Genomic DNA, 22,384 nt, shown 5'->3' on the forward strand with positions numbered 1-22,384 from the left:
TGCCTGGGGGCTTATTTCGTATGCTTCAGGGAGCCTGGCAAACTTGGGCGGATGCAGGGGTGAAAGTGTACATGCAACATTGTACAAGGGGGCATTTACTATACCAGGGGGTGAGTATATGCTGACTTTGGATCAAGTGAAGAGTAAATCGGCAGGGTGGCTGGGCAATCTGCATCCGGTGCTGCTGGCGGGTGCTACAGAGCTCATCCGGCGGAGTTATGCCAGAGGGATTCCGATCCTCATTACCCAGGGAATGCGCACCATTGCCGAACAGAATGCGCTATACGCGCAAGGAAGAACCAAGAAAGGCGCTATTGTAACCAATGCCAAGGGCGGGAACAGCTATCACAATTACGGCCTGGCGATTGATTTCGCACTGCTGCTGCCGGATGGCAAAAGCGTATCCTGGGATATGAAGCGTGACGGAGACGGGGATAAGGTAGCGGACTGGCAAGAGGTTGCACAGGAGGCGAAGAAGCTCGGTTTCGAGTGGGGCGGGGACTGGAGTTCCTTCAAGGACTACTCTCATCTGCAGATGACCTTCGGACTAACCACTGCTGAGCTTCGGGCGGGTAAGCACCCCACTGTTCAGCAGGTGAAGGACGCATTAAGCCGGATTAATGGAGGTGAGCCAGAAGTGAATACCGATATTAAAGTAAACATCACCTTGAATGGCCAGAAGCTTACAACTGGTGTGCTGGATAGCGTCACCACCTATGCTCCTGTGCGTGCTATAGCAGAAGCGCTTGGAGCCAAGGTAACTTATGACCCTGTGAACAAGACCGTGAACATCATAAAGGAATAATCTGCGTTGCATAGATGATGTGCCGTGTGGGGAAATTATCAGCGATAAACCACAACCACAGAGGAGGCATACCATCTTGAACAAGCTGATTACAAGCCTTGCATGCGGCACAGTACTTTCCATGAGTCTGCTCGGAGCCGGTTACACATCTGCTGCGGCTAGCACGACAGGGATGGGCGGAACGGCACCCGTTACCAACAGCACCACATCGGATACCCGAATGGGTACTATGGGCAACATGGGGGACATGGATGGCCGGAGCACACCGATGACGAACGGCCGGGGCAATACCATGATGAACCAGACGACAGGCACAATGCATAAGAACGAGACGATCATGAAGGATAAAATCCGTACCGGAGACAACAGCTCTGTCTCTCCGCTGAACAACAGCACTCCAACCGGCATCTACCGGGCACAGAGCACCACAGGCGATAACGATAACGGCTCTAACTGGGGCTGGCTCGGCCTGCTCGGACTTCTGGGGCTGGTCGGTATGCGCAGCAGAAGCGGCGAGCGGGAACGCCACTAGACAGGGTAGTAACAGCAAAGGGCCCGCATCAGTTTCGGCTGATCGGGCTGTTTGTCTGGATACAGGAAAATTTAATGGTAATTATTTATTGCGTATCCCCATAATACGTGATATTATATTTCTTGTCGCGTTAACCACGCACATAACATGCCGGGGTGGCGGAACAGGCAGACGCACAGGACTTAAAATCCTGCGGTACGTGAGTACCGTACGGGTTCGACCCCCGTCCTCGGCATACATAGTAACAATGAAAGGGCACATTCAGTTGAATGAGCCCTTTTTTTGGTGCGCCTCACAGTCGCACCATCTAGGTGGTTCAAATCCACCCGGTAACTTTACCCTTTAAAGTGCCGTAGCCGAAGTAGATATCCGGCAACCGAAGGTTGCACGGATAGGCAGGGTGTCTTCCGTGAGGAAGAATCCGAAGGGCCTGCAGGCAAAGTCCAGCCCGGAATGCAGTGAACCAGAGGTGGCGGCGATGTCGGGCGACCCGCCCGAAAAACGGGGAAGCCTATACGAGAACGTATATTTTACAGGAAAACAACCAAAGGGAAATGACCTGTAGAACTCATCGACGTGATTAGGGTCAGGATGGATGGAATAGAAGGTGCAGATAACTGAGGGAAGTCTCGTAGTCTCCTTGACGCAAACGCGGACAAGGTAGGGGAGGTATAACCGAAAGGGAAAGCCAAGCCGAAGGATTGCGAGATGGCGGATCGTTTCGTAGTAGTGAGTAAATCCGGGCCAATGAAAGCTGGTAACAGACTGGAGGAGAAAACCCGGATGAGTATGCGCCTGGATTTTTTTTTTTGAAAGGCAATTAGCCAGAAAAAAAAGTGGTGTCGCATACCCTGCTCTCACTCCAAAAGAGGAGAGACAGAGGCGAAGGGAACGTGCTTCGTCAAAGCCTGTGAGTGTTCGTGAGTGGAGATCGTAAACGTCTTAAACCAGCGAGGGTTTGACCGAGGGGGTACGTCCCGCCGAGAGCGAAAGAGCGCTTGGGGATGAGGCAAACTGGCGACCTGAGTACATCCAGGGCAGCAGGAGCGATTGAAAGTTTTTTTTTCTAACACGCAGTTGCCGGGATGGAATAAGCAAGGAATCGATCTATGTAGCGGAAACAAGACCAGCTTGGTGAGTAGCGGTAAAGGTGGTGAAACACCAATGAAACCGAAAAGACGTTATTATTCCTTAATCGATAAGGTTTACCAAATGAACAATCTGCACGAAGCCTGGCTATCGGTAAAGAAGAATCAAGGAAGTGGCGGTGTGGATGGCGTCAGCACCCTAATGTACGAGAAGAATGTGAGCATGAACCTAAGAGAACTCCAAAGGTTATTGCAGCAGGGGCGTTACGTTCCAGATCCCGTGAGGCGGCATTACATCGAGAAGGAGAATGGGAAGTTAAGGCCGTTAGGCATTCCCACGATCCGGGATCGGGTATGTCAGCAAGCGGTACGCCAAATCATTGAGCCTATCTTTGAAGAGGACTTTTACTACTATAGTTTTGGGTTTCGGGCAGGATACTCGGCGCATCAAGCCATACACACGATCCGGCGGGCCAAACGTAACGGATATGAATATGTAGTGGACCTGGATATTGTATCTTTCTTCGATGAAATTCCCCACGAAGGACTCATGGAGAAGGTAGGAGAGCGGATCACCGACGGAAAAGTGCTGACGCTCATTCGCGGATGGCTAACGGCGGGAATCATGGAAGATGATCAGTTCCATGAAACGGAAATCGGGTCTCCACAGGGCGGGGTTATCTCGCCGCTGCTGGCAAATATCTATCTGAATACGTTTGACTGGGGAATGAAGGAGCAGGGATTTGCCGTTGTCAGATATGCAGACGATGCTGTGATCCTATGCAAGAGTAAGGAGAAGGCAAAAGAGGCATATCTGGCAGCAAAGAAGATCCTGGAAGAGGACCTAGGGCTGCGGATGCACCCGGAGAAAACCAAAGTGGTGGATTTTAAAGAAGGATTTCGTTTTCTGGGATTTGACTTCAGGAGGAACTATGTGAGCTTGCCGGAAGCGAAAATGAAGAAATATAAGGAACAAATCCGAAACGCGACCCGAAGGCAGCAAGGAACCAACCTGGAGGGAATGCTCAAGAAGCTAAACGAAATCATCCGAGGATTTGGAAACTATTTTGGGATAGGAGATGTAAAGAAAAAGTTTGAACGTCTGGATAAATGGACGCGGATGAGGGTGCGAGCCTTCAGGCGCAAAAAGAAATCTACGGAGTCAAACCGGTTGATTCCAAATAAGGAACTGGAAGCAGCGGGAATGGTATTTCTAACAAGCTTACTCACCACGCGTTCCTAATTCAGGAGTGAAATAGGCAATCCGGCGATGGATGAAGGAAACTCACTCCTGAAGATGGGGAACTGACGAAGGAAAGCCGTGTGCGGGAAATCTGCATGCACGGTTTGACGGGGAGTCCGAGGGAGTAATCCCTCGTCTTACCCTACTACCCCGGTTAGAAAAAGGATATTGTAAATAAAAGATCGAATTAATCATGTGACGAAATTTGTAGTTCATTGAAGAGATAGAGTGCATCTTTAAATCCCTGCAGATAGATGGAGCGTTCAAGAATAGCCTGAAGCGATATCTGAGTATCCTCATAGAGGAATGAAGCCTTTTGCAGATCCTCCGGGAGAACACTCCTAAGCTGCTGGAAGAACTCATCGCTTTCCAATACGAGAAGCTTATAATTAGGATCGGTGTTGGACAGTTCGCGGTACATTCCTTCAAGCCGAATGCGGATCAGTGGGTCGGTTAAAGTTTCTAAAGATTCATACAAACGAGGCACCTCCAAACCATTAACTTTACAAGGTCATTATATAACCTCGTGAGGTTAGTTGTAAAGTTGAATTTTAACTCTATAAGGTCAATCCGTTGTCTGCAATTATCATACATAATAGCTGGAGGGGAACTTCTTGTTGAAAAGCAATTTAAGAATTCTAATGGCTGAACATCGGATAGACGACATTACCGAATTAATGGAGAAATCAGGACTAAGCCGAAATTCCATCAATAAGCTGTACAGAGGAACCCAATTAGAGACTATTAAGCTGGAGACGTTATTTAAGCTTTGTGATACTTTTGAATGTAAGTTGTCGGAATTGATTGAGTATAGCCCGGAGGAATAAAATGAAAGAGTACCTTTGAAAGTGCTCTTTTTCTACATGTTTTGCTTCATAGTCAGGAAGCTATTGAGCCAAGAAGGAGTTTCTCAAAGTGCTGCTAGTATGTTGTTCTGGAGGATGATTTCCTCAATTTGATGCAAGTAAGAACTCCGATACTTTGAACGAAGTGATGACAAGATGTTGAGGGTCATGACATATATAAATGAATATCTGAACTTAAAAAGTACCCATGGCGGTGCTTTTTATTTCATATTCAGGAAATATATCAAATTATAAGAATGGTTAATATTATTGTAACTTTAGTATGTTAGCTTAGGAGAGTGAACATGAGAAGTAATAAAGGCAAAGGGATCTCACTATTTGGTGTAGTGGTAGTAGTACTCTTGGGCATTTTCTTTGGTACTAATGCTATGAAGTCCCCAGAGACAGCAGTGGTTCCTGCTCAAGTAAGTAGTAGCGGAGATGGAATTCTGTTGTTTACTCCAGGTAGTTTGCAGAATGAAATGGAATACAATTTCATTGAAACAACTTGGTATCCTTTGATTAACTACTATTTGATATCAGATGAGGACAAGACAATAAAGATCATTCTTAACAAAGCTAAAAAGGAAGTTGCCAAAGAAACAGCTCAATCCATTTCAGGCGCTGTAGCGAGCCTTACCTATAAAGAAGGGCGTACAAACTACTTGGTCTATAAGGTGGTGGATAATAACAATCAAGTGGTATATACCTTTGATCGGCTGAAACAAAATGCTGAGAAAATGACAACAAAGCTGAAAGAAATCTATAAGCAGGCCGATGGCATCATTCTAAAAATAAAACCCCGCGAGAATAGCTGGAGTCAAATTGAAGTCACAGTTTCAGATGCCTGGTACTACACTCAAGATTTTCAGAAAGAGCGGTTTGTTGAAACGTATGGAACTTTAATTTCGCAGGTGATATTGGATTACATATATATTATTACAGGTGAGGACAGGGTTTATGTTTACTTCGTTGATGAATTTGATACGAGGTTGGCTTCACCGAAGCCTTTTGAGGGTTGGAAGGTAGAGAATTAATATGCATTCTCGGGGGCGGATAGGGTCATTCTTTGCTAAGAGAACACTTATATTACTATATTAACCAGCAGGTTTATAGTATTATTTAAATATCTGTTTTATTTAATAGATAATTAGACCTATAGTAGCAGCGAGAAGATGAAATACATGGAGGCCAACATGAGTACCCTTACCCAACAGCAACTTGAATCCCATTTGTGGGAGTCCGCCAATATCTTGCGCGGAAGTATTGATTCATCCGATTACAAAAACTATATCTTTGGCATGTTATTTCTGAAGCGGCTGAATGATGTATTTGTAGAAGTGGCCGAAAAAATCGAGCGTGAAGAAGGCAAAACCTATGGCTGGACAGACCGTGACGAGCACCAGTTCTTCGTACCTGAGCGTGCACGTTGGTCCCATTTATCCACAGTTACAAGCAATGTAGGCGAAGCCATAAATGTTGCTTTTGAAAGCCTTGAAGAAGAAAACACGAAGCTGCAAGGTGTTCTTGCCAGCATCGACTTTAACGATAAAGAAAAGCTGCCTGACAAGCTGATTTTACGACTGATTCAGCACTTTGGCACCATTAACCTGCGTAATGACAATCTTACTGAACCTGATATGTTAGGGCGTGCCTACGAATATCTAATCAAGCAGTTCGCAGATGATGCTGGGAAAAAGGGAGGAGAATTCTATACCCCTAGTAAAGTGGTTGAATTGATCGTCAAGCTGATCAAGCCTGAAGAAGGCATGCGTATATGCGATCCAACGGCAGGATCTGGGGGGATGCTGATCCAGTCTGTAGACTATATCAAATCTAAAGGTGGCAATTCACGTAACCTGACGCTGCACGGTCAAGAACGAAATCTCAACACCTGGGCTATCTGTAAAATGAACCTACTTCTACACGGATTGAGTGATCCCCGTATCGAAAAGGGAGATACGATTCGTGATCCGAAGCTAACGGAAGACAGCGAACTTATTCTTTATGACCGTGTTATCGCTAATCCTCCATTTTCATTGAGTAACTGGGGGCGTGAAGAAGCGGAAGCTGATTCCTATGGACGTTTTGGTTTTGGTATTCCTCCGAAAGATAAAGGGGATCTAGCGTTTGTTCAGCACATGGCGGCTACACTGAATCATAACGGTAAAGCTGGGGTTGTGATGCCCCATGGTATTTTGTTCCGTGGTGGAGCCGAAGGGCAAATTCGAAAAGGGCTGCTTGAAGGTCTGCACGGAGAACAAGGACTGATCGAAGCCGTAATTGGTCTGCCATCCAATCTCTTTTACGGTACGGGAATACCTGCTTGTATCGTCATCCTGAATCGTCATAAGGAAGAGCACAAGAAGGGAAATGTTTTGTTTATAAATGGAGCGCAGGATTACCAGGAAGGCAAGAACCAGAATGTGCTTCGTGATCAGGATATTGAGAAGATAGTTTCGGCTTACGACGCTTGGCAGGATATTGAGAAATATGCGTGTGTGGTTAGTCTCGATGAAATAAAGCAGAATGACTACAACCTGAACATTGCCCGCTATATAGATTCTGCTGAGGTAGAGGAAGAAATCGACGTAGAAGAAGCAATTGCAGCACTTCGGAAGTTAGAGCAGGAGCGGGAAGAAGTTGAAGCGAAGATGTATGGGTTTTTGAAGGAGTTGGGGTATGGTGTGTGATTGGAAAGAAAGTAAAATGAAAATTGAATTGGAGATACTTACAGGTTCGCCATTTAGTTCAAATCTCTTTACAAAAGATAAGGGCATACCATTGATTCGCATAAGAGATTTAAAGACCAATAATCCGACTACATTCTATGATGGACCTTTTGATGGGAAATATATTGTCAAATCAGGCGAAGTATTAGTGGGTATGGATGGTGAGTTTAACATTATTAAATGGAAAGGACCAGATTCTCTTCTCAATCAACGGGTAGCAAAAATTACTACAAAAAACTTTAATACGTTAGACATGGATTTTATTTATTATAGATTACAAAGTGAACTTAAAAGAATAGAAGAAACTACTCCTGCGACTACGGTAAAACATTTATCTAAAAAAGATATTGAAAATTTGGTTTTGGTATTGCCGTCTAAAAATGAACAACAAAATATCGCCGAAATTCTCTCTTCTGTCGACAAAGCCATTGAAAAGACAGAAACGATTATCTATAAAACTGAAACGATAAAGAAAGGCTTAATGCAGCAGTTGCTGACAAAGGGAATTGGGCATACGGAGTTTAAGAAGACGAAAATTGGAATTATCCCTGTTACCTGGGAAGTTGTATCAATGGATAGTTGTTCTGATATAAAGTCAGGAATCACAAAAGGTAGAAAAACAACTAACTCTAATATGCAAAGTGTCCCATATATTAGAGTAGCTAACGTTCAGGATGGCTATATAGACCTTTCTGAAATAAAATATATTGATGCAACAGAAGAAGAAATACAAAAATACTCCCTCATGGAGGAGGACCTTCTATTAACAGAAGGTGGAGATATTGATAAATTAGGCAGAGGATTTATCTGGAAGGACCAAGGAAAGATATTCATTCATCAAAACCATGTTTTTCGTGTGAGAGTAACCTCAAATCTAATTATTCCTAAATTTTTGAGCTACTTATGCTCGAGTAATTATGGTAAGTCATATTTTTTAAGTTGTGCAAAACAAACGACTAACCTTGCATCTATAAATTCTACGCAACTTAAACAATTTCCTGTACTTGTACCACCAGTAGCTGAACAAATTAGTATAATAAATGTTTTAGACTCTATAGAAAAGAAGCTGTCAATTGAAGTATCTAAACGCAAATGCTATGAAATTTTAAAAAAAGGATTAATGAATTCCCTCCTCACTGGAAAAGTCCGAGTGAAAACTGACCAACCCGAAGAGGTGCTGTTATGAGCACAAGTGATTGGAACGAAAAACAACTGGTCGAGAACCGTCTTATTCAGCAACTTCAGGATATGGGCTATGCGCATCTGCATGGCCCTTCACTGGATGCAGAGCGTGAGACTGGACGTGAAGTAGTACTGACTCAGCGGCTAACCAAAGCGATCAGGACTCTGAATCCCTGGCTTTCGGATAACAACCTGAGTAAAATTGTCCGCTCTATTAAGCATGCGGAAGCAGCAAGCTTGATGGAAACCAATGAAAAAATCCATGATATGCTGGTGAACTACATTTCCATCCAACAGGATCTCGGCAAGGGAAAGAAAGGTCAGACCGTAAGGCTGATCGACTTTGATAATCCGTTAAATAATGAGTTTTTGGTCGTTGATCAATTTACGATCACTGGTGGTGAAAAGCCGATCCGTCCCGACCTCATCTTGTTTGTCAACGGCTTGCCGCTTGTTGTAATCGAATGCAAAAGCCCGATGGTTTCCATCGATGAACAGATCGGCAAAGCTGTCAAGCAGATGCTGCGCTATCAGAAGGGCTATGAGCATCTATTTCACTATAATCAAATCCTAATCGCTACAAGCAATGACCGTGCTAAAGCTGGAACGATTGGAGCCCAAGTACAGCACTTCGGAGAATGGAAAGATCCATACCCTTTGACCAGTCCTGAAGTTGGAATCAACCCCACACCTCAGGATATTCTTATCGCAGGGATGTTGTCTAAAGAGAACTTGCTGGATCTCATCCTAAACTTTATTGTCTTCGAACCTGAAGGTGGCCGTGTCATCAAAAAGCTGGCCCGCTATCAGCAATTCCGTGCCGTACATAAGGCAGCAAACCGCATTCTGACGGCACACGATCCAAGAGATCGCGGTGGCGTTGTATGGCATACGCAGGGCAGTGGGAAGTCACTCACCATGTTATACCTGGCAGTCAAGCTGAGACGAATTGAAGCGTTAAGTAACCCGACTATAATCATTGTTACGGATCGAAAAGATTTGGATAATCAGATAACGAATACATTTCGTCGTTGCGGGTTTGCTAATCCTCAGCAGGCTGAATGCGTACGTGATCTGAAACGATTGCTTAAGCAGGGACCAGGCTCAACCATTATGACGCTGGTTCAGAAATTTCAAACGGACAAAGACCAAGATAAGTTCCCTGTGCTTTCTACCGCTTCTAATATAATTGTTATGATTGATGAATCTCATCGCTCGCAGTACAAAGGTCTTGCCATGAACATGCGCACCGCTCTCCCGAATGCCTGCTACTTAGGATTTACAGGTACCCCAATCGACAAAGAAGATAAAAGTACAACCCGCACATTTGGCTCCTATATCGACAAATACACGATTGAGCAGGCGGTGGATGACGGGGCAACAGTTCCTATCTTTTACGAAGCACGACTATCGCATCTGCATGTGGAAGGGGAAACGCTGGATCAGTTATTTGACCGCAAATTCCGTGAATACGACGAAGAGACCAGAGAGCGAATTAAGAAAAAGTATGCTGACGAAGAAGCTATTATCGCAAGCCCGAAACGGATTGAGCAGATTGTACTCGACATTATCAAACATTATGAAGAACACATTCAACCGAATGGGCTAAAAGCTCAGATAGTCGCCATTTCCAGAGATGCTGCAGTGACCTATAAACAGAAGATGGATGAACTCAGTGATCTGGATTCAGCGGTCATCTATTCAACCAGCAACGATGATGACGACCGTAAGAAGGAGTATGCAATCTCCAAAGATGAAGAAAAGCTGCTGATTGAACGTTTTAAAAAGCCGATGGATGAAGACAAGCTGTCCTTCCTGATCGTATGCGACAAACTGCTGACAGGCTTTGACGCACCAGTTGAGCAGGTCATGTATTTGGATAAGCCTCTTAAGGAGCACAACTTATTGCAAGCGATTGCTCGTACCAATCGCACATACGACAGTAAAACTTATGGCCTCATCGTGGATTACTTTGGCGTATCCAACTTTCTGGAAAAGGCGCTTGATATTTTCTCCAAGGATGACATTCAAGGAGCACTTATGCCAATCGGCAGTGAACTTCCTAGATTACAGAGCCGTCATCGTGCAGCCATGAGATATTTTGACTATATCCGTAAAGAAGATCTGGAGAGCTGCATTCAAATCCTTGAGCCAGAAGATGTACGTAGCGAATTTGAACATGCCTTCAAGTTATTTGCTAAGAGTATGGACATGATTTTACCGAATCCGATGGCACAGCCGTATGTGAACGACCTGGCCTTTCTCGGTAAAGTAAGACAAGCTGCCAAGTCCCGATATAAGGTAGAAGATATGGATATCAGCGACTTGGGAGAAAAGGTCAGACAACTGATCGCTGATCACCTGCGGGCTTCAAAAGTGGAAATTCTGCATGATCCCATTGATATCTTGTCCAGTAAGTTCGAGCAACATTTGAGCCAGTACCAAGGTGAAGCCAAAGCTTCTGAGATGGAGCATGCCATCCGTCATGAAATTCGGGTGAAGCTAGATGAAAACCCTGTACTGTATACCTCACTGAAGAAGAAGCTGGAAGAGCTGATCGAAGCTCGGAAGCTGAAGCAAATGGATATTTTTGAAATGATGGAGAAGATGCAGGAGATTATGGGCGAGATGCGGGATGCAGCCAGGAAGGGGGAGCACCTTGGGCTTACCCGAGAGCAATATCCATTCTTTTTAATGCTGGAAAAGCAGCTTCCTGAAGAGGATAATAAAGAGGCGCTTAAAGCCTTAACCGAAGTCATCACGGAAAAGATTCAAGAGCTGTCTGTAATTGAATGGACGCAAAAGGATGATGTAAAGCGGGAAATGCGTCAGCAGACCAAGCGTCAACTGCGGGTATTCAAGTGTCCAGAGGACAAGCTGGAGTCATTGACCATTCAGCTCGTCGATCTGGCAGGAATTCATTATAAAAAATAGGGAGGTAAACATGTGGACTTAAATAAGGGTAAATTCAAGTTTAATAAAAAACAACAAAGCAATGCTAATGATCTGAATGCTCAGTTTAATGAGTTTTCGAAAGACAAAAAATTCACCGCTGATATGATCAAAGATTACTTGGATAGTGTTAATCCGACAGCGACTGCCTTGTTAGATGCTCTTAAAACTTTTGCTGAAGCACAAAGAAATTCATCTCATAATGTGAAAGAAATGTTAGCGGCAATTTCCGATGTTCTAAAAGAAGAGCTCGCACGTGAGTTAACTGATGATCAAAGAGATAGGATTCATGCTATGTTAGGAACGATGATCACAGAGATTAGAGAGGAGTCTAAGGAAAATCGTGAATTTTATAGGGACCTATCTAAATATGCAATTGGGTCAGTTGTTATTGTAGCTGGAGTAGGAATCTTATTAGCGTCTCAAGGCAAAAACAAGGAGTTGCTCGAAAAGGGTGCTCAAATGTTAGTGTCAAAAAAGTTATAGATTTAGCATTGGACCATTTACTCGCAGCCATTCCTTTCGTTCTTCATAATCTGGAATAACTGATCTGATAAAGCTCCAGAAAGCTTCAGAGTGGTCAGGTATTTTTAAATGAGCCATTTCATGAACAACTACATAATCCACAATCCGCAGGGGAGCCATCATGATACGCCAGTTGATCAGGAGCTCTCCTTTTTGCGTACAGCTTCCCCAGCGTTTTTCTTGATCTTTAAGGAGCAAAGAAGTAGGGGTTAGGCCCATAAGCTTACTGTAGCGTCTGATGCGTTCTTGTATTTTAGCTGTTCCATAGGCTTTGTACCATTCAATACATAGGGCTTTCAGCTCTGTAGTCTGTTGTACCTGATTGTAATGATGAGGAAGCTCCGCATTGAACTTCCCATTCTTAAAATGAAGTGTCGGTTTATGAATCGGCTTTTTCGTGACTTTTAGACGGTAGGTTCTGCCAAGGTAACGGATTTTTTCACCGCTTAGGAATTCGAGATACGCTAATTGCTCCTCAATCTCACGGAAGCCAAACTGCTTCTTTAATATCCAAGGAGCTTTGTTGTACATGATTTCATCAAGCTGAGCTTGCTCAAGGGATTGAGGCGCTACCACCCGTACCCCTTCGTACATATCTACGGAAATGGAGACTTCTTTTTTGTCTGGCTTACGTATCAGAGTATATTCTATGGTAGTTGTACCGTAAGTCATTTGATGCTGCATCTATAACGCTCCTTTAGATTTTTTGAACTTTTGCGGTCAGTATAAAAAGTATAGACCAAACTTTTGTTCGCTGGCAACCAGTGTATTTCTATGATGCAGTATTGATACAGTATAATGATTTGGCTGAATAACTATCAACTATAGAAGGGGATGGAATCATTGTTTGATTCGGTAAGATTTAGTGGTTATTCCCTGCCTGAAATATACCAAAGAAATGGCAGTGAATGTTTTCTTGACTCCATTCGAAAGAAACTAATTGTTGTCACACCTGAGGAGATCATTAGACAACGAATGGTGCACTTTTTACATAAAGAAATGAATGTGCCGTACGAAATGATTGAGCTAGAAGTACCATTGTCATACTTCAGCAAAGGGGCGAAGGGACGAGCTGACATCATTGTATATAATACAATTGAGACTGACTATATACCAGTATTAATTGTTGAGTGTAAAGCTCCACATATACCGCTGACTGATGATGTATTTAATCAGGTTGTAAGGTATGATAATGTTCTCTCCGCCAATACAATAATGCTTACAAATGGATATGAGTTTTATATTTACTCATGGAATGATGAAGAGCATTGTTATTTCCCACTAAAGTCATTACCTTTATATGATGAGTTGGGTTCACGTCAGAATCTTGAGTTTAATTTTGAACAACCCACCGAATGGATTCGGCCAACAAAAGATGAGTTGAAATCGGTTGAATTATTTGACAAATTCATGAATTTAAATTGGATAGGGGAGGATACTCCTGAATTTTTAAAACTATTCTTATTAGACCTAGCCTGCTTTATTAGAGACACCTCAGGTACGCTGAATTCGCAGCAGTCCTATGGTCTGAAAGTAATCTCTGATGGTGGTATAAGATATACAACATTCGGAAATGCTGCTGGAGGTAACTGGGGGGGGGAGTATCGTTACTTTATTTTGGAGGACAATGAGGGAAATAATCAAATCGTCAGTATAACTGTTCTGGGTTCTCTGAAATGTGTTGATCATCCTGTCTTCGGAACACGTAAAGGAACGACTACACTTATTGTAGCCATCGATGATTATGAGATAAGCCATAACTCTATTCAGTTGAATCTTGATAAGTATATAACAGTTGAAGATAACCGATATACTATATGGCATGATGGCACATTAACAAAAGGAAAACAAGGAGCAGTACGTAAAAGTGATGTTTTAGAATTTGTATGTAAAAGAGCTCCAGAGTTAATGTCATCTGATGGTAACAAAATTATCCTCGGAGTTTTTGATAATTCAGTGGGAATTACATGGGGAACTCAAAACTCTAATGAGTTTATTTTAAGGTTGTTGAAGTATGCGATTATTCGTGATGAATATAGAAAATTAAAATGATAGGCGAACTTGAGTTCTTGTTTTAAACATGATAAATTTATCTTAAGCACACAGGATTTATGTTTTCTCACCATTAGTGAATCCTGTTAAGCTAACATTGAACAGATAGCCCAAAATGCACTCATAGCAAGGGTTTGGCGGAACAGGCAGACGCACAAGACTTAAAATCCTGCGGTACGTGAGTACCGTACGGGTTCGACCCCGTCCTCGGCATCCTTGATGTATAAGGTTTTTTTTCGAGAAATCTTGGTTTTTGAAACAGCCTAGGAGAGAACTTTTGATCGAGTTCTCTCCTGCAGTTCTCTCCTTTTTCCGAAGGAGAGAACGAGGAGGAGATCGCATGACTCTCATGGAACATTGAGGGCAGTGCGATCTTTTTGATTAAAAGACCAAAACACCACTCATTTTTGATGCTGAAGATACTTTGGAACTGCAATGGGTTAGAAAAGAGTGGATATCATTTTAATTGCTCATGGTTTTATGGAATTCAACATACAGAAATATTACATGCACACAATCAAATTTATTTCTTTTAAGAGTTCCGCCAACACCTAGTATTGACAGGTGTTGGCGTTTTTTTATATCCACAGATATTAAAGTGAAATTTCATCGTTCTATAGGTGAAGGGAGGTGTAGGATGAATGCCGCGAATGAGCCGCGAAGATATTTTGACAGAGCGCCTCAAGCAGGCTGGAGATGGATTGTGGATCAGGGCTGCTCTTAGGGTGTGGATTCCCGTTCAGATGCTTTTTCTAGATGGAATAAATCGCTAATACTTTCCGAACGGGCTTTGATTGAGTGCATAGACATGTCATTGAATTGCCAGTATAAACTCTATAGATAGCTAGAAATACTGTGATAGAATGATAGGGAATATGTCGCGAATTAGGGGGAATCTGACATGAATGTACCGCGAAATACCTTCAAACCGCCGGACCGCGCCTCGTATCTAAGGAGATTCTCGATCAAGAATAGATTGCTCGGCGCTTTTTTCATAACCTCACTGTTGCCTGTAATCTTCGTAACCCTCTACTCCAATGTGCGGTACGAGGAATCCATCTCCGATAAGCTGAGCGCGTTCTCCCTTCAGGTCCTGTCGGAATCGGCGGTCAATGTATCGCGGGAGCTGGCCCAATATGAGACGCTCAGCGAATCTATTATTGTGAATAAGGAGATCCAGAGCGGGCTGATGCAGGCGGACAGCATGACCGACTATGAACGGAATGAGTTCCAGACAAGGATTAATAATGATCTCGGGGAACAGGTCTTCAGGTTAAGCAATTTGTCCAATGTAGTGGTCTTAACGGAGGGGCTGGACCCCTTCTATGATATGGGATATGAATGGTACCCCGGCAGCCAGATCGAGGATTCGATCAAGCGGATCAACCAGTTCTCGGGCAACATGACCTGGAACTATCTGCGCTCCAACCGCGGTACCGACAAGATAGCACTGAGCCGGGTCATTTTCTCGGCGGATAACCTGAACAAAAAACTGGGATATCTGATCATCGTGATTGACGGCAAGGTGTTCACCCGGAATACATATGAGCATGTGGACCTGGGGACGGGCGGGAAGTTATATATCGTGGACGGATTCGGCACAGTGGTCTCTTCGGCGGATCCCGGCATTCCGCAAGGAACCCGTTACCAGCAGCAGGACGTGTTCGCCAAGATTGTTAAAGGCAAAACCAACCAGTCCTTCTATACGCAGATGGATGACAAGAAGGTGCTGGTGACCAACACCTATATCCGCTCGGCTGACTGGTATATGGTCGGCTTAATTCCGCATTCCTTCATCGTGTCCGAATTGCTGGAAATCCGGGGGAACCTGCTGTACATCAGCGTGTTCATCCTGCTGCTCACCACCATTATGGCGATGTGGGTCTACCGGAGCATCATTACCCCCATGCGTGAGCTGCTGCAGTATGCCAAGCATATTAAGCTTGGCCAGCTGGATTTCACTCTCTCCTCCGGGAATACTTCGGATGAAATGGGCAAGCTGACCGATACGATTGATCAGATGGTGGCCCGGCTGAAGCAGCTGATCTATCAGGTGGAGATCGAGCAGAAGGCGAAGCGGGATGCGGAGCTCAATATGCTGCAGGCGCAGATTAACCCGCATTTTCTGTTCAACACGCTGAATTCCCTGAGATGGAGCGCAATGATGAGCGGGAATAGCATTGTCGAGGAAGGAATCGCCTCCCTGTCCGAACTGCTGCACAATACCATTCTGGATCAGGAGGAGATGATTCCACTCCGCAAAGAGATTGATAATCTGCTCCACTACGCAGTGATCCAGCGGATCAGGTACGGCCAGTCGTTTGATTTGAACTGCATTGTGGAGCAGGAGGAGCTGTACGAATGTCTGGTTCCGAGATTCATCCTGCAGCCGATTGTCGAGAACTCTATTATTCATACCGGAGGCATTGAAGGGCGGATGGTCCAGATCAGCGTGAGGATATCCAGCGGAGAGGGAATTCTGCAGCTGACGGTTTCGGATAACGGCAAGGGCTTCGATATCAAGGAGGTTCAGCTGCGCAGGCATTCCGATAACAAGCTGTCCGGCATCGGGATTGTGAATGTGGAGGAACGCATCCGCATGCATGTCGGCGAGCCGTATGGAATGGTGACCACAAGTGAGCCCAGCAAGGGGACGGTTACGGTGATCCGGCTGCCCCTGCAGCGGAAAGAGGGGGAGAGTGACTATGTATAAAGTACTTATTGTAGACGATGAGATGATCGTCAGACATGCGGTGAAATCACTGATCCGGTGGGAGGACAGCCGGTTTGAATATGTAGGCTCGGCTGCGAACGGAGCCCAGGCGCTGGAGATGATCCCGAGAACGGGAGCGGATATCGTAATCACGGATATCAAGATGAGTGAGATGGACGGTCTGGAGCTGATCAAGCTGCTGATGAAGTCATCCTTCGGCGGAGAGGTGCTCGTACTCAGCAATTATAACGATTACGATCTGGTCCGGGAAGCACTGAGATGCGGAGCCCATGATTACATGCTCAAGCTGACGCTGAAGACAGAGGACTTCATGGTGGCACTGGAGGAAATGGCCCACAAGCTGGATCTCAAGAATCACCACCGCAGCGACCAGGCCCAGCTTCCAGAGGGGCAGACCATCGGCAAGGGGAAGATTGGAGAATGGCTGAAGGAGACTGATGCCGGCGTTGTCCCAGGCGGCAGCCCGGCTGGCCGGCAGACACTGCTAGAAGTGCTCGCGGGACCGCCTGCACTCCATGCCTATACTTTTTGCATCCATGTGCTGAAGGATTCGAATCATAGTCTCGCGGCAGCACAGTACCAGGAGACCTTCTACAAGATAGCGGAGGGCCTCTTCCCCGGTAATCACGGGCTCTATGTCACAGCTACAGATCCGGACAGACTGCTGCTGCTTGCACCTGTCCAGCCCGGCAGCGGGGATTCCCCCAAGGTGGAGGAGCTGGCACAGCGGATCAAAGGGCTGTCCAAGCTGTATTACAATGTGGATATTACCGTAGTCTTCGGCAATCCTGCGGCGGATTATGAGGCGGTAGTCGAGCAGATTGGAAGGAATAAAGAGGCGGAGTATCTCTCCTTCTATACCAGGCACCAGGACAACTGCATATACAGTGGTTCTGTTAGCGGACCGAGAGAAGAGGAGAATGGATTCAGGATGCTGGAGAATGAGTTCAAGGATAGTCTGCGCCATACGAACGGAACAGAGATTGATCTATGGCTGGAGAGCGCGGTTGTTCTGATCCGGTCGGCCGCCGAGCTATACATTCCGCCAAGCTTACTCAAAAGGGCAATTATCGGCGGGATCTGGGGGATTGCTAATTCAAAGATTGTCAGCAGCGATGCCTCATGGAATGAGAGCCAGTGGATTGAGAAGATTGAATCGGCCCATACGGACTCGCATATCCTGCTTATCATTGAGGACATGTACGATGAGATTACGAACATTATCGGCAAGACTGCAAGCTATAAATTCATGCGCGAAGAGATTAGACTCGCAAATGCGTATCTGGAAAGGCACTTCGCTGAACGGGTATTTATCTCGGAGGTCGCCGCGCATGTCGGATTCTCCGAGCCGTATCTGTGCCAGGTATTCAAGGCCGAAACCGGCTCCAGCATCTTGACGCGGCTTAATGAGATCAGAATGACCAAGGCCTATGAGATGCTGTCCTCCGGCAACTATCTGATCAAGCAGGTGGCGATGGAGATCGGTATCCCTGACCCTTTCTATTTCAACCGCCTGTTCAAGAAAAGATTCGGCGTAGCGCCGAAGACGGTGAAGAACATCCGCTAATATGGAGGATTTTAAGAAACCGGTAAAAAAAGTATAGTTTCCTTGGCTTGTCTATGAATTCTTTCATCTAAAGTCAGCTTTGTGCATAAAATCGTCCATGAACCTCCGTCCTTTTGTTAATATGGTGAAATCCCCTGTGAACCTATAATTAGAGACATCCAAATCCAGAAAGGGGTCAAATAAAGATGTCGAAGAAAAATTGGATTACTCTTGCTATGGCTGCGGTCCTCCTGACGCTGCCGCTTGCCGGCTGCGGTTCTAATAACACCAGTAACAATGCTGCACCGTCTGCCACGGCGGCTGCTGAAGCTTCTGCGGAGGGTTCGGCCAGCGCATCACCGGGAGCAGCGGCGGAGACATTTGGCAACCCTGAACTGAACATCGCCGTATTCCAAGGCGGGTATGGCCGTGATTATTGGGACAGCGTAGCTGCTGAATTCATGAAGGAGTATCCGGGCACCAAGATCAACATCACCGCGAGTCCTAAGATTGCCGAGCTGGTCCGTCCGAAGATCGTTGCCGGTAATCCGCCGGATTTCATGTATATCTCGGGGAGCGACAACACGCCTATTCTGGATGGGCTGGTGAAGGATAAGGCATTGCTGGATCTGACCGATGTGTTCGATTCCAATACCGAAGCCGGAACACCGCTGAAATTGCAGATTCTGCCCGGGGTGCTGACATCCAGCTCTATCGCTCCTTACGGGGACGGCAAAATATATCTCGCGCCTTATAACTTTGGCGTAATGGGCCTCTGGTACAACAAGAATTTGTTCGACAGCAAGGGGATCGCAACGCCTAAGACTTGGGATGAGCTGTTCGCGGACAACGCTGTAGCGAAAGAGAATGACCGTGCGCTCTTCACCTATCAGGGACTGTATCCGGGCTATCTGGAGGAGATGATTGTACCGGCCATTGCCAGTGCAGGGGGACAGGAAGCCCTGGACCAGTTCTTCAACTATGATCCGGAGTTCTGGAAGAGTGAGACCTACACCAAGGTATGGGGGCTACTCGAGAAGATTGCGACAGAGGACAACGCGCTCATGAAGGGTACTGTTGCCCTGAATCATACTCAATCCCAGACCTCCTTCCTGCAAGGGAAATCAATGTTCATTCCGAACGGCACCTGGTTCGAGGATGAGATGAAGGATGCACCGCGTGAGGACGGCTTCCAGTTCGGCTTCCTCGGAGTTCCTTCACTGGGAGCAGACGGTAAGGTTATGGCGCTGACGCAGGTAGAGCAGATGGTGATACCAGCTAAGGCGAAGAATCCTGAGCTGGCCAAAGCCTTCCTGAAATATCTCTACAGCGAGAAGAGCATTAAGCTGAATGCAGAAAAAGCCAAGGGCGTTATGGCAGTTAACGGAGCGCCTGATCTGGTGAAGGAATATATCTCCGAGACGACCTACAATATCTACAAAGCGGTTGACAGCGGTATGGTTGCCGTCAGCGGTTCCTTCAAGCCGGTAGCCAAGGGAAGTAAATTCAATGCCAGCGATGAAGTATACAAACCGATATCCTCCATCATGAGCAAGCAACTGACGCTGGATGAATACTCGGCGAAGCTGTACAAGGTCTACACACAAATTCAAAAAGAGCTGCAAGAACAAGGCCAGCAGTAAATCGTCCCGCCTTGCAAGTACTCAAAACCTGCCTTTCCTGTAAGGGCAGGTTTTTGGTATAAACATGGGTGTGAACGCCTTCACCCGGCGCTTCACAAGGAAGGAGGCAGAGACTTTTCGGAGGGATTACTATAAATAAGGAGGAAATCCAAGGTGAAAAAAGTTGTAACACTGGTATTGTCCCTTATGTTGCTGTCGTCCGTACTGTTCACCGCAGGCCCCGTTCCAACCGCAAGTGCAGCAGGAACTACTTACTATATTGATTCAGCAAGCGGCAATGATTCGAATAGCGGTACTTCCACCGCCGCGGCGTGGAAGACCCTGGACAAGGTCAATGCGACCACCTTCCAGCCGGGTGACCAGATTCTCTTCAAGTCCGGCGGGGTGTGGAACGGTCAGCTCTGGCCCAAAGGCTCAGGAAGTTCGGGCCTGCCGATCAAAATGGACTTGTACGGAGGTACGGTGCGCCCGATCATCAATGGCGGAGGGATCCAGCGTGACTATCAGTCGACAGGCGCTGTTATGCTGCGGAATCAGCAGTACTGGGAGATCAGCAATCTGGAGGTCACGAATGATGATAATTTCAATACAGATCTGAGTGCTGTGACGTACGCGAACAGCAAGCCCTCCAATATCCGCGACGGAATTCTAATTGTACTGGATACCGATCAGGTTGCCGCCAGTGCGGACACGATTATGGATCATATCTATATCCATGATAATTATGTGCATGATGTCGACAGCCCTAACGTCTGGCCGAATCAATACGGCAATGCCTCATTTAACGGCGGGATCATCTTCTACGTGATTGGCTCATTGAAGGCCAATATGACCTTTAATGATGTACGGATTGAGAATAATACGATTGAAAAAGTCGACTTGCTCGCGATTGCCAATTTCAATTATACGACTCCGTCGGCTTTTCAGGATGAGATCGACACGTATAATCTCTGGCAGACCAATATTTATATCGGGCACAATTACATGCGTAATATTGGACAGGGTGCGATTGACATCTGCGATGCCAAGGATGCAATCGTTGAATACAACGTAGTGGATGGCTGGTCCCGCCGGTATAATGCAGAGAGCGCAGGGATCTATCCTTGGAAATCCTACAATGTCACCTTCCAGAATAATGAGGTATACGGAGGACCGACAACGACAGGAGCGAACAACGGAGACGGGACGGCCTTCGACTTCGATTCCCCGAATGTGAATATCGTCTATCAGTTCAATTACACGCATAACAATCCGATGGGCTGGATGTCGTACCTGGGCAGAAGCAGCAATAATATTGCCCGCTATAACATCAGCGACGATAATGCTGCCTATCTGATTAAGTTCGGCTGGTTCGATGTCGATACTTCACCTACGTATTTCTTGAATAATGTATTCATCTACGATGGGGCAGTCACCAAGTTCACCAGCTCCAACGCCAATTTAGCCTCAACCTACTTTAAAAGTGTCCCTTATTATTTCTACAATAACGTCTTCTACGATAAGAATAAGCCTTCCTCCAGCTTCTGGCCGAGCAGCCCGAGCAGCTACGGGACGGCCGTATTCAGAAACAATGCCTTCTATGTAGCGAATGGAAGCCATGCCGCCGGAGAACCAAGCGATGCCGCCAAGGTTATTCTCCCGCCGCAAATGGTCAATCCCGGACAAGCGCCGACTACCGGAGCTAATGGCTATACCAGCGGTGCTACTGTATGGAACGGCTATAAGCTGCAGGATACGTCTCCGCTCATTAATGCCGGACTGTATGTATCCCAATTAGGAACCAAGGATTTCTACGGCAATACGCTGTATAACGGGGCCACTCCGGATATCGGAGCCTTCGAATCCGCAGTTGCCGGAGGATCGACAGAGCCGGTGTCCGTAACGGTGGGAGGAACGGTCACGTCGAGCTCAACCAGCAGTCCGTCCGGGGAAGAGAAGGAGAAGGCCTTTGATGCCAATCCGTCTACCAAATGGCTGATTACGACGAGTACGGGCTGGATTCAGTATAAGTTCGCTACAGGGGTTACGCAGATAGCTACCTCCTATTCTATTACATCAGCTAATGATGTTCCCGGACGCGATCCCAAGAACTGGACTCTGCAGGGCTCCAATAACGGCACAAGCTGGACTACCCTGGATACGCGGACGAACGAGACCTTCGCTACCCGCTTCCTGAAGAAGACCTATACGTTTAGCAATACCACGGCATATGCGTATTATCGCTTAACAGTATCTGCTAACAACGGAGAAACGAACCTTCAGCTCGCGGAAATCGGACTGTACAACTAATTCGGACCACCAAGGCTGTCCCGGACGGAGTGAAGATGACCCGCTTGGACAGCCTTTTTTTCAAAGCAAACCTGTACGATTTTAAGATTGCCGCAAAGCTGACAAGGGGAGTTAATATTTCTGTGTATTTGCTTAAAATCCTCCATGAACATCCTTCCTTTTGTTAATATGGTCCGTCTGCCAACCGCCCTATAATTAGAGCATCAAGAGGAAAGG

General features: G+C 45.9%; 16 protein-coding genes and 1 tRNA gene. 15 read left to right on the top strand and 2 right to left on the bottom strand.

What is annotated here, in order from left to right; translation table 11 throughout:
- Positions 1-118 precede the first annotated feature (118 nt).
- The 4 genes from MHI42_RS29425 to ltrA all read left to right on the top strand — a co-directional run bounded on the left by MHI42_RS29425 (position 119) and on the right by ltrA (position 3,668).
- Positions 119-805 carry a M15 family metallopeptidase gene (locus tag MHI42_RS29425; RefSeq protein ID WP_342421448.1) on the top strand — a complete coding sequence of 229 codons (687 nt, stop codon included), beginning with the start codon at positions 119-121 and terminating at the stop codon, positions 803-805.
- 76 nt (positions 806-881) lie between these two features.
- Complete coding sequence (locus tag MHI42_RS29430; RefSeq protein WP_342421449.1) at positions 882-1,337, top strand: WGxxGxxG family protein; 456 nt, start codon at positions 882-884, stop codon at positions 1,335-1,337.
- A gap of 149 nt (positions 1,338-1,486) precedes the next feature.
- Positions 1,487-1,572 (top strand) — tRNA-Leu (locus MHI42_RS29435).
- A gap of 929 nt (positions 1,573-2,501) precedes the next feature.
- Positions 2,502-3,668: a group II intron reverse transcriptase/maturase gene (gene ltrA, locus MHI42_RS29440; protein WP_342421450.1), complete on the top strand. Its 1,167-nt coding sequence runs from the start codon at positions 2,502-2,504 to the stop codon at positions 3,666-3,668.
- A gap of 187 nt (positions 3,669-3,855) precedes the next feature.
- Here the strand turns inward: ltrA and MHI42_RS29445 are convergent, their stop codons facing one another.
- Positions 3,856-4,146: a hypothetical protein gene (locus tag MHI42_RS29445; protein ID WP_342421451.1), complete on the bottom strand. Its 291-nt coding sequence runs from the start codon at positions 4,144-4,146 to the stop codon at positions 3,856-3,858.
- A gap of 136 nt (positions 4,147-4,282) precedes the next feature.
- Here MHI42_RS29445 and MHI42_RS29450 point away from each other — a divergent pair, with 136 nt between their 5' ends.
- From MHI42_RS29450 to MHI42_RS29475, 6 genes are all read left to right on the top strand, one after another.
- A complete protein-coding gene (locus MHI42_RS29450; protein ID WP_342421452.1) occupies positions 4,283-4,495 on the top strand; it encodes a helix-turn-helix transcriptional regulator in 213 nt (70 codons plus the stop codon).
- A gap of 323 nt (positions 4,496-4,818) precedes the next feature.
- Positions 4,819-5,550, top strand: coding sequence for a hypothetical protein (locus MHI42_RS29455; RefSeq protein WP_342421453.1), 732 nt, complete (start codon positions 4,819-4,821; stop codon positions 5,548-5,550).
- A 159-nt stretch (positions 5,551-5,709) separates the two neighbouring features.
- Positions 5,710-7,206 (top strand): class I SAM-dependent DNA methyltransferase, encoded by a 1,497-nt coding sequence (locus MHI42_RS29460; protein WP_342421454.1) that lies wholly within the window; start codon positions 5,710-5,712, stop codon positions 7,204-7,206.
- The gene (locus MHI42_RS29465) at positions 7,196-8,431 is read left to right on the top strand and encodes a restriction endonuclease subunit S (RefSeq protein ID WP_342421455.1); all 1,236 of its coding nucleotides are present in this window, start codon (positions 7,196-7,198) and stop codon (positions 8,429-8,431) included. The genes MHI42_RS29460 and MHI42_RS29465 overlap by 11 nt, the downstream gene beginning before the upstream one ends.
- Positions 8,428-11,361 (top strand): type I restriction endonuclease subunit R, encoded by a 2,934-nt coding sequence (locus MHI42_RS29470; RefSeq protein WP_342421456.1) that lies wholly within the window; start codon positions 8,428-8,430, stop codon positions 11,359-11,361. The genes MHI42_RS29465 and MHI42_RS29470 overlap by 4 nt, the downstream gene beginning before the upstream one ends.
- Positions 11,362-11,373: 12 nt before the next feature.
- Positions 11,374-11,865, top strand: a complete 492-nt coding sequence (locus MHI42_RS29475) for a hypothetical protein (protein ID WP_342421457.1) — start codon at positions 11,374-11,376, stop codon at positions 11,863-11,865.
- Here the strand turns inward: MHI42_RS29475 and MHI42_RS29480 are convergent.
- Complete coding sequence (locus tag MHI42_RS29480) at positions 11,860-12,588, bottom strand: SprT family zinc-dependent metalloprotease (RefSeq protein WP_342421458.1); 729 nt, start codon at positions 12,586-12,588, stop codon at positions 11,860-11,862. The two genes, MHI42_RS29475 and MHI42_RS29480, sit on opposite strands and share 6 nt — an antisense overlap.
- A gap of 150 nt (positions 12,589-12,738) precedes the next feature.
- Here MHI42_RS29480 and MHI42_RS29485 point away from each other — a divergent pair, with 150 nt between their 5' ends.
- The 5 genes from MHI42_RS29485 (at position 12,739) to MHI42_RS29505 (ending at position 22,168) form a co-directional block, all read left to right on the top strand.
- A complete protein-coding gene (locus MHI42_RS29485; protein WP_342421459.1) occupies positions 12,739-13,956 on the top strand; it encodes a type I restriction enzyme HsdR N-terminal domain-containing protein in 1,218 nt (405 codons plus the stop codon).
- A gap of 901 nt (positions 13,957-14,857) precedes the next feature.
- Positions 14,858-16,669, top strand: coding sequence for a sensor histidine kinase (locus MHI42_RS29490; RefSeq protein WP_342421460.1), 1,812 nt, complete (start codon positions 14,858-14,860; stop codon positions 16,667-16,669).
- Entirely contained in the window at positions 16,662-18,257 is a 1,596-nt protein-coding gene (locus MHI42_RS29495) for a response regulator (RefSeq protein WP_342421461.1), read from the top strand. Before MHI42_RS29490 ends, MHI42_RS29495 begins: the two co-directional genes overlap by 8 nt.
- Before the next feature lie 185 nt (positions 18,258-18,442).
- The gene (locus MHI42_RS29500; protein WP_342421462.1) at positions 18,443-19,879 is read left to right on the top strand and encodes a carbohydrate ABC transporter substrate-binding protein; all 1,437 of its coding nucleotides are present in this window, start codon (positions 18,443-18,445) and stop codon (positions 19,877-19,879) included.
- A 153-nt stretch (positions 19,880-20,032) separates the two neighbouring features.
- Positions 20,033-22,168: a discoidin domain-containing protein gene (locus tag MHI42_RS29505; protein WP_342421463.1), complete on the top strand. Its 2,136-nt coding sequence runs from the start codon at positions 20,033-20,035 to the stop codon at positions 22,166-22,168.
- The last annotated feature ends 216 nt before the right edge of the window (positions 22,169-22,384 follow it).

Source organism: Paenibacillus sp. FSL E2-0178 (assembly GCF_038593005.1).
GTDB classification, from domain to species: Bacteria; Bacillota; Bacilli; order Paenibacillales; family Paenibacillaceae; genus Paenibacillus_AQ; species Paenibacillus_AQ phytohabitans.

Excerpts from the sequence above, each read along its gene's own strand:
- MHI42_RS29495 (WP_342421461.1), top strand. The coding sequence starts at position 16,662 with ATGTATAAAGTACTTATTGTAGACGATGAGATGATCGTCAGACATGCG.
- MHI42_RS29485 (WP_342421459.1), top strand. The coding sequence starts at position 12,739 with ATGGAATCATTGTTTGATTCGGTAAGATTTAGTGGTTATTCCCTGCCT.
- MHI42_RS29460 (WP_342421454.1), top strand. The coding sequence starts at position 5,710 with ATGAGTACCCTTACCCAACAGCAACTTGAATCCCATTTGTGGGAGTCC.
- MHI42_RS29490 (WP_342421460.1), top strand. The coding sequence starts at position 14,858 with ATGAATGTACCGCGAAATACCTTCAAACCGCCGGACCGCGCCTCGTAT.
- MHI42_RS29455 (WP_342421453.1), top strand. The coding sequence starts at position 4,819 with ATGAGAAGTAATAAAGGCAAAGGGATCTCACTATTTGGTGTAGTGGTA.
- MHI42_RS29470 (WP_342421456.1), top strand. The coding sequence starts at position 8,428 with ATGAGCACAAGTGATTGGAACGAAAAACAACTGGTCGAGAACCGTCTT.
- MHI42_RS29480 (WP_342421458.1), bottom strand. The coding sequence starts at position 12,588 with ATGCAGCATCAAATGACTTACGGTACAACTACCATAGAATATACTCTG.
- MHI42_RS29465 (WP_342421455.1), top strand. The coding sequence starts at position 7,196 with ATGGTGTGTGATTGGAAAGAAAGTAAAATGAAAATTGAATTGGAGATA.
- MHI42_RS29425 (WP_342421448.1), top strand. The coding sequence starts at position 119 with ATGCTGACTTTGGATCAAGTGAAGAGTAAATCGGCAGGGTGGCTGGGC.
- ltrA (WP_342421450.1), top strand. The coding sequence starts at position 2,502 with ATGAAACCGAAAAGACGTTATTATTCCTTAATCGATAAGGTTTACCAA.
- MHI42_RS29500 (WP_342421462.1), top strand. The coding sequence starts at position 18,443 with ATGTCGAAGAAAAATTGGATTACTCTTGCTATGGCTGCGGTCCTCCTG.